Origin of the sequence: Streptomyces sp. MUM 203J (genome assembly GCF_022414595.1) — a bacterium.
GTDB lineage: Bacteria > Actinomycetota > Actinomycetes > Streptomycetales > Streptomycetaceae > Streptomyces.
In genome coordinates this window covers 115,606-130,360 of record NZ_JADWYO010000008.1, presented here as the reverse complement: position 1 = coordinate 130,360, position 14,755 = coordinate 115,606, and the positions used below count along the sequence as shown (strand labels likewise).

Sequence of the window (14,755 nt, the reverse complement as noted above, 5' to 3'; positions counted from 1 at the left end):
GATCGCACCTCAGGACCCCTCAGAGGAAACGTTGCTGGTCACAGCCGTCTGCCGGAACAGCCATTCGGACTTGAGCTCGGCGTACCCCGGCTTGATCACGTCATTGATCATCGCCAGCCTTTCATCGAAAGGAATGAATGCTGATTTCATCGCATTGACCGTGAACCACTGCATGTCGTCGAGCGTGTAACCGAAGGCATCGGTCAGCAGCTCGAATTCCCGGGACATGCTGGTCCCTGACATCAGCCGATTATCGGTGTTCACGGTGACCCGGAAGTGCAGTCGGCGCAGCAGTCCGATGGGGTGCTCGGCGTAGGAGGCGACCGCGCCCGTCTGGAGGTTGGACGTCGGGCACATCTCCAGCGGGATCCGCTTGTCGCGGACGTACGCGGCGAGGCGGCCGAGGGTGACCGTGCCGTCGTCCGCGAGCTCGATGTCGTCGATGATGCGGACGCCGTGGCCGAGCCGGTCGGCGCCGCACCACTGGAGGGCCTGCCAGATGGACGGCAGGCCGAACGCCTCGCCCGCGTGGATCGTGAAGTGGTTGTTCTCCCGCTTCAGGTACTCGAAGGCGTCGAGGTGGCGGGTGGGCGGGAAACCGGCCTCGGCGCCCGCGATGTCGAAACCGACGACGCCCGAGTCACGGTGGGCGTTGGCGAGTTCGGCGATCTCCAGGGAGCGGGCGGCGTGCCGCATGGCGGTGAGCAGGGCTCCGACCCGGATGCGGTGGCCGCTCTCGCGGGCCCGCCGCTCCCCCTCCCGGAAGCCGTCGTTGACGGCGGCGACGACCTCGTCGAGAGTCAGCCCGCCCTCCAGGTGCTGCTCGGGCGCGTAGCGGACCTCGGCGTACGCCACCCCGTCCTCCGCGAGGTCCTCGGCGCATTCCGCGGCGACACGGAAGAGGGCCTCGCGGGTCTGCATGACGGCGCAGGTGTGTGCGAAGGTCTCCAGGTAGCGTTCCAGGGACCCGGAGTCGGCGGCCTCCCGGAACCACAGGCCCAGCTTGTCGGGCTCGGTTTCGGGGAGGGACGCGTACCCCTGGTCGCGGGCGAGTTCGAGAACGGTGCCGGGGCGCAGCCCGCCGTCGAGGTGATCGTGGAGCAGGACCTTCGGGGCGCGGCGGATCTGGTCCCCGGTCGGGGTGGTGAGGGTCTGGCTCGTCATTTTCGAACTGTAGCCCCTACGCGCGTAGAAAGAGCGGGTGCGACGCGAGATGACCGAGAGACATGCGCATCGCGCGGCTGGCGGCGTCAACTCGCCACCCGATACCCAAAGGTGACCGGTTGTACGGGTGGCGTACACCTCTCCTTCTGAGACTGTTCTGCCATGGCACAAGCACTCGTGGGCCCGGGCCCGGGAGACCCCCGGACGCCTCGGCTGGGACGGCCGGTGCGGGGTTCGACGACCACCGGAACGATGGACGGTGTGGTGCTGCTGCTCCCGGACGGCACGCCCGAGTCGGCCCGCGGCGCCTCGCTTCTGGCCCATGCCGCACTGCTTCCGCTGGCCCGCCGGCTGGTGCGCGCGGCGGCTCCCGGGCACGGGCTGACCGCGCAGGTCGTGCGCTACCGGGGGCGCGGCTGGAACGGCGCGGACGCGCGGCTCGCGGCGGACGCGCGCTGGGCGGTCGCGGAGACGGTACGGCGCCACGGTGACGTCCCGGTCTGCCTGGTCGGGCACGGGATGGGCGCACGGGCGGCACTGTGGGCGGCCGGGCACGAGGCCGTGGTGTCCGTCCTGGCGCTGGCGCCCTGGCTGCCGGGCGACGACGTGGCGGCCGAGCCGGAGCCGGTGCGGCAGCTGGTGGGCCGCCAGGTGATGCTGGTGCACGGCACGACGGACGCCGAGGCCGCGCCCGAGCGGTCGTACCGGCTGGCCGTCCGCGCCAAGAAGGCGAACCGCTCGACGTGCCGCTTCGAGGTCCACTCCGACGGACACGCCCTGCGGCAGCACCATGAGGAGGTGCTGTCCCTGGCGGCGGACTTCGTCATCGGCTCGCTGCTGGGGCGCCCGTACGCCCGGCCGGTGGCCGACGCGTTCGCGGCGCCGCCCCCGCTGGGGCTGCGGATGCCGCTGGCGGCGGGGTTCGGGAGGTCCCTGCGGGTGTAGGGAACCGGCGGTTCCTTCCCCCCGCGCCGCTCCTGCCCGATCCGGGAGGGGCGCTTCTGCTCACCCCCGCTTCTCGAACACCGGAGGGGCCGGACTCGGGCGGGACCGGCGTTCCGGCCCGTCCGTCGCGCGAGGGGCGGAGCGGGGGGAACAGGCGCCGGGCGCCCGCCCTCAGTGTTCCGGCTCGCTCAGCAGCTTGCCCCTCCGGGACAGCAGGAACTTCTTGAACGCGGCCACCGGCGGCGTGTCCGGCCGCCCCGCCTGCCATGCCACCCCGATCTCCCGCGCGGCCCTCGGCGCCGTGACCGTCAGCTCGACCACCCCGGGCCGCGCCACCGCGGGCGGCGGCAGCAGGGCGACGCCCAGCCCGGCCGCCACCAGCCCCCGCAGCGTCTCCGCCTCCTCCCCCTCGAACGCGACGCGCGGCCGGAACCCCGCCTCGGCGCACAGGTGGTCGGTGATCCGCCGCAGCCCGTACCCGGGCTCCAGGGTCACGAACACCTCCTCCGCCGCCTCCGCCAGCCGCACCCGCTTCCGCCCGGCCAGCCTGTGGTCGTCCGGGACGACGAGCCGCAGCCGCTGCTCGTCCAGCCGCCGGGCCACCAGGTCGGGCGCGTCCGGCACGGGCGAGGTGAGGCACAGGTCCAGCTCACCCGCCCGGAGCCGCTCGATCATGGCTTCGCCGTAGTTCTGCACCAGGGTGAACCGGACCTTCGGGTGGTCCACGCGGAACGCCCGCAGCAGGCCCGGTACCGTCTCCGAGCCCATGGTGTGCAGGAACCCGAAGGCCACCCGCCCGGCCGTCGGGTCCACATCGGCCCGTACCGCCTCGGCGGACCGCTCGACCTCGCCCAGGGCCCGCTCCACCGAGGTGAGGAAGGTCCGCCCGGCGGGCGTCAGCGACAGCGTGCGGCCCTTGCGGGCGAAGAGCGTGACGCCCAGATCCTCCTCCAGCCGCACGATCGCCCGCGACAGCGTCGACTGCGGGACGCCGATCTCCAGCGCCGCCCTGGTCACATGCTCGTGGCGGGCGACCGCCGCGAAGTACGCGAGACGAGGGGCGAGCAATAGGGCCATTTCATCTTCGTGACTGTTCAGTGACAGCCACGGCTGTGACCTGCGGTCATGCACCATGGGAACGATTAAAGCCTGTTCGTGCATTGGACGCATGAACCCGGCGGTCCGTACGTTCGAGACATGTCTCCCGCCAGTACCAAGGCGTCCACGGAAACCGTGGGCGCCGACTCCCGCCGTGACGCCGACCTCGACACCCGCCTCGCCCCCGGCCGCCCCGGCTACCGCCGCATGAGCCTCGCGCTCTTCGCCGCCGGACTCGCGACGTTCGCTCTTCTCTACTCGACCCAGGCCCTGCTGCCGGACGTCTCCGCCGGCTTCGCGGTGAGCGCCTCCGCCGCGAGCTGGACGGTCTCCGCCGCCACCGGCGCGCTCGCGCTGTGCGTACTGCCGCTGAGCGCCCTGTCGGAGCGGTTCGGCCGCCGCGCGCTGATGACCGGCTCGCTGGTGGTCGCGGTGGCCGTGGGGCTGCTGGTCCCCTTCGCGCCGAGCCTGGAGTGGCTGGTGGCGCTGCGGGCCGTGCAGGGCGCGGCACTGGCCGGTGTTCCGGCGTCGGCGATGGCGTACCTGGCGGAGGAGGTACGACCGAAGGCGCTGGTCGCGGCGATCGGACTGTTCGTCGCGGGCAACAGCATCGGCGGGATGAGCGGCCGGATCGTCACCGGCTGGGCCGCCCAGCTCTGGGGCTGGCGGGCCGGTCTGGCCGCCGTGGGGCTGATGGCGGTGGTGTGCGTGGCCGCGTACCGGCTGCTGCTGCCGAAGGCCCGGAACTTCACGCCCGGTTCGCTGGACCCGCGCGCCGCGGCCCGTACCGTGCGGACCCACCTCTCGGACCCGCTGCTGCTGCGGCTGTACGGGATCGGGGCGCTGTTCATGACGGTGTTCGGCGCCGTGTACACGGTGATCGGCTACCGGCTGGTGGAAGCGCCGTTCTCGCTGCCGCAGGGGGTCGTCGGGTCGGTCTTCCTGGTCTACCTGGTCGGCACGGTGTCGTCGGCGGCGGCCGGGAAGCTGGTCGGCCGCATGGGGCGGCGCGGGGCGCTGTACCTGGCGGTGACGACGACGGCGGCGGGTCTGCTGCTCTCCCTGTCGGCCTCGCTGGCGGCGGTCCTGGCCGGGCTGGTGCTGATCACGGCCGGGTTCTTCGCCGGGCACGCGGTGGCCTCGTCGGCGGTGAGCCGCACGGCGAAGACCGGTCGGGCCCAGGCCTCGGCGCTGTACCAGTCCGCGTACTACCTGGGCAGCAGCGCGGGCGGCACGCTGGGCGCGGTCGCCTTCCACGCGGGCGGCTGGTCGGGCACGGTCCTGCTGGGGCTGCTCGCGGTGATCGGCGTCGTCTCGATCACCCTGTACGGCACGCACAGCGCGCGCGTCGAGGAACGGCGGGCGGCCAGTGCGGCCCGCGCGCGGCGGGCGCACCCGGCGATGGCGGGCCGCGCCTGACACTGTGCCGCCGGGCCGTTGTCAGTGGGCTCCTGTAGCGTCCCGAAGGTACGCACGAGCAAGGCACGACCCGTTTCAGGCACGATCAGCGCGACAGGGGTGGACGCGATGGCCGAGGTGGCTGCGCCGGAGGACCTGGAAGCCCGGCTTGAGGAGTACCGGACCGAACTGACCGGCTACTGCTACCGGATGCTCGGCTCCGCCTTCGAGGCGGAGGACGCCGTGCAGGACACGATGGTGCGGGCCTGGCGCTCGCTGGAGCGGTTCGAGGGCCGGTCCTCGCTGCGGTCCTGGCTGTACCGGATCGCCACGAACGTGTGCCTGGACGCACTGAACGCGGGCAACCGGCGGGCCCGCCCCATGGACCTGACGGAGTCCACGCCGGTCGCGCAGGCGCAGCTGAACTCGCGTCCGGAGGTCACCTGGCTGGAACCGGTGCCGGACGGGCGGGTCCTGCCGCAGGCCGCCGACCCGGCGGAGACGGCACTGTCCCGGGAGTCGGTACGGCTGGCGTTCGTGGCGGCGCTCCAGCACCTGCCGTCGAAGCAGCGGGCCGTGCTGATTCTGCGCGAGGTGCTGGCCTGGAAGGCGAGCGAGGTCGCGGAGCTGCTGGGCACGTCGGTGGCGTCGGTGAACAGCGCCCTCCAGCGGGCCCGCGCGACGCTGGCCGCGCACGGACCGGCGCGGACGGCCACGGCCGACCCGCTGGACGAGCGGCAGCGGAGCCTGCTGGACCGGTACGTGGCCGCGTTCGAGTCGTACGACATGACGGCGCTCACGGCTCTGCTCCACGAGGACGCGACGCTGTCCATGCCGCCGTACGACCTGTGGCTGCGCGGCCACGGCGACATCGTGGGCTGGATGCTGGGTGTGGGCTCGGTCTGCCGCGGCTCGCGCCTCATACCCACCGTCGCCAACGGCACGCCCGCGTTCGCCCACTACCACCCGGACCCGGAGGGCGGGTTCAGCCCGTGGGCGCTGATGGTGATCGAGATCGTGGACGGCCGGGTCTCGGGCATCACGTCGTTCCTGGACGTGAAGCGCTGGTTCCCGCTGTTCGGTCTGCCGGAGCGGCTGGATCCGGCGGGGGCGTGAGCGGTATGGCCCGGTCGGCCAGCCCGGTCAGGTCGAGCAACCCGCGCAGTTCGTGTCCCGCACCCCGTACGGTCAGCTCGTACCCGAGCCGCCGCGCGGTCAGCCGCAGGCGCGCGAGCGCGTCGACGGCGACGAGGTCGGGCCGGGTCAGCCCGGTGACGTCCACGACGACGGAGGTGCCGCCCCCGGCGCCTCGGAGCCGCGCGGTCAGCTCGTCGCGGAGGCGGGGTATGCCGTCGGGGCTGATGGGGCCGGTGACCTGCAGAACGATCGGGTCCTTGTCGTTGTCATCCACATGGACAAGGACCCGGTCAGCGCCCGGAACTCATCGGAGTGGGGGGACTGGGAAGGCTCCGGTGTCGATGGTGAGGCCGAAGGGCTCGGGAAGGTGGATTCCCTCGCCGTACTGCGCGACCTCCAGGACGCGGTACATCCCGTTCTTCGGCTCCCCGTAGAGCGTGGCGCTGGGGCAGTTGGAAGCCCAGCTGTCCAGCAGGAGGTACAGGGGCACGCCGGCTGATGCGTAGCCACGCAGCTTCTGGATCCTGTCCTGCTGGGCATTGGACGGAGGGGTGATCTCGACGACGAGCTCAGCCGCCTCGGCAGGGATGTGGCAACCGGGCTTCTTCAGGGCTGCCGATGGCACAACCAGCAAGTCGGGAATGAACATGTTCAGGTTTGGCGGCATGGCCACGGACTGAGTCTGGCAGACAGCCCAGTCCTCGGGAATCACTCGGTACAGGTCCCGGTGGACAAGATGAGCGATGTAATTGTGGCTGCTGGCGGGTGTCGGCGCCATGGTGACGATCCCCTCGATGATCTCCACCTTGCAGCCCTCGGGCCAGTCCAACTCCTGCCAGAAGTGGACGAGCCTGTCCCAGGTCGAGCCGTTGTCCGGCCCGGGCTCGACGGCGAGTGCGCTCATGGTGTGCTCCTCTTCGGTCGTCGCCGAGTCCAGCATGCCGAACGGGACCGGCAGAGAGCCACCGGTCCCGTTCACCCGGGCGAGGGCATACGACCCCGGAACCGTCAGGCGATGCGGTCCAGGACGATCGGGTTCGCCGTGAACGCCGTTCCCGCCGCCTCGATGTCCCAGGCGCCCTCCAGGGACTTCAGGGCGTAGTCGAACTTCTCCGGCGTGTCCGTGTGCAGGGTCAGCAGCGGCTGGCCCGCCGTCACCGTGTCACCCGGCTTGGCGTGCAGCTCCACGCCCGCGCCGGCCTGCACCGGGTCCTCCTTGCGGGCGCGGCCCGCGCCGAGGCGCCAGGCGGCGACGCCGACGTCGTACGCGTCGAGCCGGGTCAGGACGCCAGAGGACGGAGCCGCCACCACATGCTGCTCGCGGGCGACCGGCAGCTCGGCGTCCGGGTCGCCGCCCTGCGCGGCGATCATGCGGCGCCACACGTCCATGGCGGAGCCGTCCGCGAGGGCCTTCGCCGGGTCGGCGTCCTTCACACCGGCCGCGTCGAGCATCTCGCGGGCCAGGGCGACGGTCAGCTCGACGACGTCCGCCGGACCGCCGCCCGCCAGGACCTCCACCGACTCCCGCACCTCCAGGGCGTTGCCCGCCGTGAGGCCGAGGGGAGTGGACATGTCGGTGAGCAGCGCGACAGTCCTGACGCCGTGGTCCGTGCCGAGGCCGACCATCGTGGACGCCAGCTCGCGCGCGTTCTCGATGTCCTTCATGAAGGCGCCGGAGCCGACCTTCACGTCCAGGACCAGCGAGCCGGTGCCCTCCGCGATCTTCTTGGACATGATGGACGAGGCGATGAGCGGGATCGCCTCGACAGTGCCCGTCACATCGCGGAGCGCGTACAGCTTCTTGTCGGCGGGGGCGAGGCCGTCGCCCGCCGCGCAGATGACGGCGCCGGTGGTGTCGAGGACGTGCAGCATCTCCTCGTTGGAGAGCAGCGCGCGCCAGCCGGGGACGGACTCCAGCTTGTCGAGCGTGCCGCCGGTGTGGCCGAGGCCCCGGCCGCTGAGCTGCGGGACGGCGGCGCCGCACGCGGCGACCAGCGGGGCGAGCGGCAGGGTGATCTTGTCGCCGACGCCGCCGGTGGAGTGCTTGTCGGCGGTCGGGCGGGACAGCGAGGAGAAGTCCATGCGCTCGCCGGAGGCGATCATCGCGGCGGTCCAGCGGGCGATCTCGCCCCGGTTCATGCCGTTGAGGAAGATCGCCATGGCCAGCGAGGACATCTGCTCGTCCGCGACCTCGCCGCGCGTGTACGCGTCGATGACCCAGTCGATCTGCTCGGGGCTCAGCTCGCCCCGGTCCCGCTTCGTACGGATGACGGAAATCGCGTCCATGAGCTCAGTGTTCCTTCCAGCGGGTGCGGCGGTGGCCGCCGACATCGTGTCTACGCGCATAGAGATCGTAAAGCGGCGCGGCCCCTCTGCCCGGGGGGAGGCAGAAGGGCCGCGCCCGTCCTTCAGGTGGTGAGGTGCTTCGGGCCGAAGGCCTGCGGCAGCATCTCGTCCATGGTGCGGACACCGCCGGGGGTGTCCACCAGCAGCTCGCCCCCGCCGAACTCGTACAGCAGCTGACGGCAGCGTCCGCAGGGCACCAGCGTCTCGCCGCGGCCGTCCACACACACGAAGTGGGTGAGCCGACCGCCGCCGGTGGCCTGGAGCTGCGAGACCAGCCCGCACTCCGCGCACAGGCCGATCCCGTACGAGGCGTTCTCGACGTTGCAGCCGCTGACCACACGCCCGTCGTCCACCGCGGCCGCCGCCCCGACCGGGAAGCCGGAGTAGGGCGCGTACGCGTGGGACATGGCCGCGCGGGCGGCTGCGTGCAGCGCCTCCCAGTCGAAGGGCGCCGGCTCCGCGGCGGGCTCGGGTCCCGCCGCGGCCTCGGGCGGGGGCGAGGTCACTTGCCCTGCCCCTTCTTGTACGGCATGCCGTTCGCCTTGGGCATCCGCAGCCGCTGTGCCGACAGGGCCAGCACCAGCAGGGTCGTGACGTACGGGGCCGCGTCCACGAACTGGCTGGGCAGTGCGTCGGTGAAGAAGTACCAGACGAACAGCAGCGCGGCGAAGACCGCGGAGACCACCGCGGCCGTGTACTTCTTCTTGTACAGCGTCCAGACCAGCGCGACGACCAGCAGGATCGCCAGCAGCAGAAGCATCGCGTGGACGTTCTCGGCACCGCCGCGCAGCTTGAGGCTGTCGGTGAAGCCGAAGAGCCCGGCGCCGAGCGCCATGCCGCCCGGCATCCAGTTGCCGAAGATCATGGCGGCGAGGCCGATGTAGCCCCGGCCGCCGGTCTGGCCCTCCTGGTAGATGCCGGTCGACACGATCGCGAGGAACGCGCCGCCGAGACCGGCGAGGCCGCCGGAGACGAGGACCGCGATGTACTTGTACTTGTAGACGTTCACGCCGAGGGACTCGGCGGCGACCGGGTTCTCACCGCAGGAGCGCAGCCGCAGGCCGAAGCCGGTGCGCCACAGGACCCACCAGGTGCCGGGCACGAGCAGCAGCGCGACGACGGTCAGCAGCGACAGGTTGGTGACCAGGCCGCCGAGGATGCCGGCGAGGTCCGAGATGAAGAACCAGCCCTTGGCCTGGAGGTCGGCCAGCCAGTCCGACAGTCCCGGGATGGTGATGCGGTCGATGGGGTCGATGCGCGGGGACTGCTTGGAGGAACCGCCGGGCGCCTCCGCGAACGTGAAGTTCGACAGGTACTGGGTGGCGCCGAGGGCCAGGATGTTGATGGCCACACCGGAGACGATGTGGTTCACGTTGAAGGTGATCGTGATGACCGCGTGCAGCAGGCCGCCGAGCGCGCCGCCGACGATGCCGATCACCACGCCGGTCCAGGGGCCCCACTGGTAGCCGGCCCAGGCGCCGAACCAGGTGCCGAGGATCATCATGCCTTCGAGACCGATGTTGACCACACCGGCCCGCTCCGCCCACAGGCCGCCGAGACCGGCGAGGCCGATCGGCACGGCGAGCTGGAGGGCGCCGGACACCTGGCCGACGGAGGTCAGGTCGCTCGCGCCGCTGACGACCCGGACCAGGGAGAACAGCGCCAGACCACCCGCGATGATCAGCAGGACGACGGGCAGGGTCAGGGTGGGACGGCCGCCGCCCTTGGCGGGGGCGGTCGCCCCCGCGGCGGTCACCGTGCTCGTGGACTCGATCTCGCTCATGCCGCCACGTCCTCCTTGTTCTTGCGGGCCTGGGCGGCAAGCTCCTCGCCGACCTTCTGCTGCTGCCGGCGGAGCCCGAACTGCCGGACGAGTTCGTACGAGACGACGACGGAGATCACGATGAGGCCCTGCATGATCGTGGTGATCTCCTTCGGGTAGTCGAACTGGTCCAGCGAACCCGACGACTTCTCCAGGAAGGAGATGAGCAGCGCGGCGAAGAAGATGCCGACCGGGCTGTTGCGGCCGAGCAGGGCGATGGTGATGCCGGTGAAGCCGACACCGGCCGGGAAGCTCAGGCTGTACGTGTGGGTCTGGCCGAGCAGCAGCGGCATGCCGGTCAGACCGGCGACACCGCCGGAGATCAGCATGGCGGTGAGGGTCATCCGCTTGGCGTCGACGCCGCTGGCCTGGGCGGCGGTCTGGCTGGCGCCGGTGGCGCGCAGGTCGAAGCCGAACCGGGTGCGGTTGAGGACGAACCAGTAGACGATGCCGAGGCCGAAGGCGACGAAGGTGAAGCCGTAGATGTTGCCGCCCTCAAGCTCCAGGCCGGTCATCCAGCCGGACTCGGAGATGTCGCCGGTGGTGAGGTTGTTGGAGCCGGGGGGCTGCACGCCGAGGTTGCTCGGCAGCAGCATCCAGGCGATCAGGCTGGTCGCGATGGCGTTCAGCATGATCGTGGAGACGACCTCGCTGACGCCCCGGGTGGTCTTGAGGAAACCGGCGATACCGGCCCAGAAGGCACCGACCAGCACGGCGACCAGCGTGATCAGCAGGACGTGCAGCGGGCCGGGCAGCTCGACGCTGGCACCGACCACGGCGGCGATCATCGCGGCGAGGCGGTACTGGCCGTCGACGCCGATGTTGAACAGGTTCATCCGGAAGCCGACGGCCACGGCCAGGGCTGCCAGATAGTAGATGCCCGTCTGGTTGATGATGTTGACCTGGACGTCGGGGAACTCGGCGTCCTGGATCATCAGCTCGTACGGCTCGATCGGGTTGAGACCCGACACGACCAGCACGAACGTGGTGAGGAGGAAGGCCACGGCCAGGGCGAGCACCGGGCCCGCGAGGCCCAGCAGCGCCTTGTCCTTGTCGAACTTCTTCATCAGTCCTCACCGTCCGCGTTCTCGTGGTGCTCAAGGTGGCCGGCGGCGGCACCCGTCATGGCCGAACCCAGCTCCTCGGGGGTGATCGTGGCGGGGTCGGCGTCCGCGACCAGCCGGCCCCGGTACATGACCCGCAGGGTGTCGGAGAGCCCGATCAGCTCGTCCAGGTCGGCGGAGATCAGCAGCACCGCGAGGCCCTCTCGCCGGGCCTCCCGGATCTGGTCCCAGATCTGCGCCTGTGCGCCGACGTCCACACCACGGGTGGGGTGGGCGGCGATGAGCAGCTTGGGCTGGTGGCTCATCTCGCGGCCGACGATCAGCTTCTGCTGGTTGCCGCCGGAGAGGGAGGCCGCCGTGACCTCGATGCCGGGGGTACGGACGTCGTACGCCTCGACGATCCGCTCGGTGTCCCGGCGGGCGGCCCTGGGGTCGAGGATGCCGTGCTTGCTGTTGGGCGCCTCGGTGACATGGCCGAGGATGCGGTTCTCCCAGAGCGGGGACTCCAGGAGCAGGCCGTGACGGTGACGGTCCTCGGGGATGTAGCCGATGCCGCGCTCGCGCCGCTTGCGGGTGGGCGCGTGGGAGATGTCGGCACCGTCGAGGGTGATGACGCCGCCGTCCGGGTCGCGCATGCCCATGACGGCCTCGATCAGCTCGGTCTGGCCGTTGCCCTCCACACCGGCGATGCCCATGACCTCGCCCTTGTGGATGGTGAAGCTGATGCCGCCGAGGACCTCGCGGACGATCCCGTCGGGGTCGGTCTGGGCCAGCCGCAGGTCCTCGACCTGGAGCATCACCTCGGCCGTGACGGTGGACTCGCGGGTCTCCGGCGAGGGCAGCTCGGTGCCGACCATCAGCTCGGCCAGCTGCTTGGTGGTGGTGGTCTTCGGGTCGGCGGTGCCGACCGTCGTACCGCGCCGGATGACGGTGATGTCGTCGGCGACGGACAGCACCTCGCCCAGCTTGTGGGAGATGAAGATGACGGTCAGGCCCTCGGCCTTGAGTTCGCGCAGGTTGTCGAAGAGCGCGTCGACCTCCTGCGGGACGAGCACGGCGGTCGGCTCGTCGAGGATGAGGGTGCGGGCGCCGCGGTAGAGGACCTTGAGGATCTCCACGCGCTGCCGGTCGGCCACACCGAGGTGCTCGACCAGGATGTCGGGGCGGATGTTCAGCCCGTACGCGTCGGAGATCTCCTTGATCTTGGCGCGGGCCTTGGCACCGATCCCGTACAGCTTCTCGCTGCCGAGGACGACGTTCTCCAGGACCGTGAGGTTGTCCGCCAGCATGAAGTGCTGGTGGACCATGCCGATGCCGACGGCGATGGCGTCGGCGGGGCTGTGGAACGACACTTCCTTGCCGTCGACGACGATCGTGCCCTCGTCCGGCTTCTGCATGCCGTAGAGGATCTTCATCAGGGTCGACTTGCCGGCACCGTTCTCACCGCAGAGGGCGTGGACGGTGCCCTTGCGGATGCCGAGGTGGATGTCGTGGTTGGCGACGACGCCGGGGAAGCGCTTGGTGATGCCGCGCAGTTCCACGGCAGGGGGGCTGGACGCGTTGATGACGCACTCTCCTTGGCGAGAAAGGAGCGGGAGATGCAGGTGGAGGACGGGACCGACGGGACCGGACGGCCGACGGGGCCGAAGTTATCGCGGTTATCGCGCCGGAGAAGATTGTCTACGCGCGTAGCGATCCCAAATGCCGAAAGCCTGTGGCCAGGACCTGACCGTGGGGTCCGGAGGTGGGGCGCGGTCGTGCCGCGCCCGGGCCCCCTCCGGACCCCACAGGCCCTGACCCGTTACCGGATCACGGAGCGGTCTTCACCGTGATCTTGCCGGCGATGATGTCGGCCTTGGCCGTGTCGACCGCGGCGATGACGTCCTTCATCTCGGTGAACTTCGGGTTGGACATGGCCAGGCCCACGCCGTCCTTGTCCAGACCGTAGCGGATCTCACCGGTCTGCGGCTTGCCGTCCTCGACCGACTTGATCAGGTTGTAGACGGCGCCGGACACGTCCTTGGTCACCGAGGTGAGGATGTAGTCCTTGTACGCGGCGAGGCCGGACTGCTCGTACTGGTCCGAGTCGACGCCGATCGCCCACTTCTTGGCGTTGGCGGCGGCCTCGATGGAGCCCGAGCCGGCGAGACCGGCGGCGGCGTAGATCACGTCGGCGCCCGCGTCGATCTGGCCCTGCGCGGCGGCCTTGCCGAGGTCCGGCTTGGAGAAGCCACCGAAGTCCGGCGGCTGCGTCAGGTACTGGACCTTGACGTTGACGTCCTTGTTGGTGTCCTTGACGCCCTGGACGAAGCCCGCCTCGAACTTCTTGATCAGCGGGGTCTCGACACCGCCGATGAAGCCGACCGTCTTGGACTTGGTCACCTTGGCGGCGGCGACGCCGGCCAGGTAGGAGCCCTGCTCCTCGTTGAAGACCAGGTTGGCGATGTTCTTGCCGGTCTTCGACGTGTCGTCGATGAGGCCGAACGTGGTGTCGGGGAACTTCGGGGCGACCTCGGCGATGGCCGGCGCGTAGGCGAAGCCGACGCCGATCACCGGGTTGTTGCCGGCGCGGGCCAGGGAGGTGAGGCGCTGGACCTTGTCCGGGTCACCCTCACCTTCGCTGGGCTGGGCCTCCGTGCCCTTGATCTCGAAGTCCTTCTGGGCCTTCTCGAGGCCCGCGTACGCGGCGTCGTTGAACGACTGGTCGCCGCGGCCGCCGATGTCGTACGCGATGGCGGCCTTGCCGCCGTTGGAGTCGGAACCGGCGTCCGACTTGTCGTTGCCACAGGCGGTGACACCGAGCGCGAGAGCCGCGGATGCGATACCCGCGGTGGCGATCCTGGTGATCCGGCGCAAGGGGGGCTCCTTCGACCTGACCGAAGCGCCTCTTCCGGCGCTGGTTTCGCGGGCGATCGTAACGCGCGTAGATGCCTGATAAAGCCCTGTACGGAAGCCGTTATCGATTCGTCGCGAACAGGCCGCGCGCCGGTCACGCGCCGGTGGCCTTCACGGGGTAACGCCCCCTGCACCCTGACACGCCCCCTGGCCTGCGACGACCGGCCACACCGGGGGTTCCACCGGGTGGCCGAACAGGGTTCGAGTCCAGCCCGGGGGGTCGGCTTCCGGCCACAGGGGACACGGTACGGGGAACGGGCTGTGGGCGGGATCACGGGGAGCCGCGGCCCGCAACCCCCCGGAGCGCGTCCCCGCATGGCGTGACGACCCCGCCGAGCGGACCATGAAGAGCAGGGGCACGGAGCGGAGAGGGCGTGATGCGCGATGACCGAGCACCCGGACGTGGCACTCGTACGGCGAGGCTACGAAGCGTTCAACAAGGGCGACATGGAGACCCTGGCGTCTCTGCTGACAGCCGACTGCACCCACCATGTGCCCGGTGACCACCAGCTCTCCGGCCACCACAAGGGCCGGGACAAGGTACTGGCCATGTACGCCAGGCTGGCCGAACTGACGCACGGCACGTTCAGTCTGGATCTCCACGACGTGTTCACCGACGGCCGCGGCCACGTGATCTCCGTGTACACCACACGCGCCGACCGCGGGAACCGGGGGCTGGAGATGCGCGGCGGGATCTTCTTCACGATCATCGGCGGCAAGGTCTCCGACCTGGACGAGTGCATCGCGGACATCGACGAGGCGAACGCGTTCTTCGGCCAGGAGGAGTGACCGAGTCCGCCGGCCCGGGGGCTCGGCGGGTCGCCGCCCTCGTCACCTCGCGCGCCGAGCGCGCCACGGTAGTCCGGGGCGGGCTCTGTCCACACCT

The 14,755-nt window shown here is 70.7% G+C and carries 14 protein-coding genes; 4 read left to right on the top strand and 10 right to left on the bottom strand.

What is annotated here, in order from left to right:
- Positions 1–9: 9 nt before the first annotated feature.
- The gene (locus I3F58_RS07495) at positions 10–1,164 is read right to left on the bottom strand and encodes an adenosine deaminase (protein WP_240107454.1); all 1,155 of its coding nucleotides are present in this window, start codon (positions 1,162–1,164) and stop codon (positions 10–12) included.
- A gap of 162 nt (positions 1,165–1,326) precedes the next feature.
- Between I3F58_RS07495 and I3F58_RS07490 the strand changes: the two genes are divergently transcribed.
- Complete coding sequence (locus I3F58_RS07490; protein WP_240107453.1) at positions 1,327–2,109, top strand: alpha/beta hydrolase; 783 nt, start codon at positions 1,327–1,329, stop codon at positions 2,107–2,109.
- A gap of 171 nt (positions 2,110–2,280) precedes the next feature.
- Here I3F58_RS07490 and I3F58_RS07485 read toward each other — a convergent pair whose 3' ends face one another.
- Positions 2,281–3,243, bottom strand: coding sequence for a LysR family transcriptional regulator (locus I3F58_RS07485; RefSeq protein ID WP_240107452.1), 963 nt, complete (start codon positions 3,241–3,243; stop codon positions 2,281–2,283).
- Positions 3,244–3,306: 63 nt separating this feature from the next.
- On the opposite strand from I3F58_RS07485, the gene I3F58_RS07480 reads away from it, so the two are divergent.
- Together I3F58_RS07480 and I3F58_RS07475 are read left to right on the top strand one after the other, a co-directional pair.
- Positions 3,307–4,626, top strand: a complete 1,320-nt coding sequence (locus I3F58_RS07480) for an MFS transporter (RefSeq protein WP_240107451.1) — start codon at positions 3,307–3,309, stop codon at positions 4,624–4,626.
- A gap of 108 nt (positions 4,627–4,734) precedes the next feature.
- On the top strand, positions 4,735–5,721 hold the full coding sequence (locus I3F58_RS07475) for a sigma-70 family RNA polymerase sigma factor (RefSeq protein WP_240107450.1): 987 nt from the start codon (positions 4,735–4,737) through the stop codon (positions 5,719–5,721).
- Here the strand turns inward: I3F58_RS07475 and I3F58_RS07470 are convergent.
- The 8 genes from I3F58_RS07470 to I3F58_RS07435 form a co-directional block, all read right to left on the bottom strand.
- Complete coding sequence (locus I3F58_RS07470) at positions 5,645–6,016, bottom strand: STAS domain-containing protein (RefSeq protein ID WP_240107449.1); 372 nt, start codon at positions 6,014–6,016, stop codon at positions 5,645–5,647. The two genes, I3F58_RS07475 and I3F58_RS07470, sit on opposite strands and share 77 nt — an antisense overlap.
- 30 nt (positions 6,017–6,046) lie before the next feature.
- Positions 6,047–6,646, bottom strand: a complete 600-nt coding sequence (locus I3F58_RS07465; RefSeq protein WP_240107448.1) for a Uma2 family endonuclease — start codon at positions 6,644–6,646, stop codon at positions 6,047–6,049.
- 104 nt (positions 6,647–6,750) lie between these two features.
- On the bottom strand, positions 6,751–8,028 hold the full coding sequence (locus I3F58_RS07460; protein WP_240107447.1) for a thymidine phosphorylase: 1,278 nt from the start codon (positions 8,026–8,028) through the stop codon (positions 6,751–6,753).
- Positions 8,029–8,150: 122 nt separating this feature from the next.
- Complete coding sequence (locus I3F58_RS07455) at positions 8,151–8,594, bottom strand: cytidine deaminase (RefSeq protein WP_308354962.1); 444 nt, start codon at positions 8,592–8,594, stop codon at positions 8,151–8,153.
- Positions 8,591–9,871, bottom strand: a complete 1,281-nt coding sequence (locus tag I3F58_RS07450) for an ABC transporter permease (RefSeq protein WP_240107446.1) — start codon at positions 9,869–9,871, stop codon at positions 8,591–8,593. Before I3F58_RS07450 ends, I3F58_RS07455 begins: the two co-directional genes overlap by 4 nt.
- A complete protein-coding gene (locus tag I3F58_RS07445; RefSeq protein ID WP_240107445.1) occupies positions 9,868–10,977 on the bottom strand; it encodes an ABC transporter permease in 1,110 nt (369 codons plus the stop codon). Before I3F58_RS07445 ends, I3F58_RS07450 begins: the two co-directional genes overlap by 4 nt.
- The gene (locus I3F58_RS07440; protein WP_240107444.1) at positions 10,977–12,515 is read right to left on the bottom strand and encodes an ABC transporter ATP-binding protein; all 1,539 of its coding nucleotides are present in this window, start codon (positions 12,513–12,515) and stop codon (positions 10,977–10,979) included. Before I3F58_RS07440 ends, I3F58_RS07445 begins: the two co-directional genes overlap by 1 nt.
- Before the next feature lie 268 nt (positions 12,516–12,783).
- Positions 12,784–13,830, bottom strand: a complete 1,047-nt coding sequence (locus I3F58_RS07435) for a BMP family protein (RefSeq protein WP_240107443.1) — start codon at positions 13,828–13,830, stop codon at positions 12,784–12,786.
- Positions 13,831–14,253: 423 nt separating this feature from the next.
- Between I3F58_RS07435 and I3F58_RS07430 the strand changes: the two genes are divergently transcribed.
- Positions 14,254–14,658 (top strand): nuclear transport factor 2 family protein, encoded by a 405-nt coding sequence (locus tag I3F58_RS07430; protein ID WP_240107442.1) that lies wholly within the window; start codon positions 14,254–14,256, stop codon positions 14,656–14,658.
- The last annotated feature ends 97 nt before the right edge of the window (positions 14,659–14,755 follow it).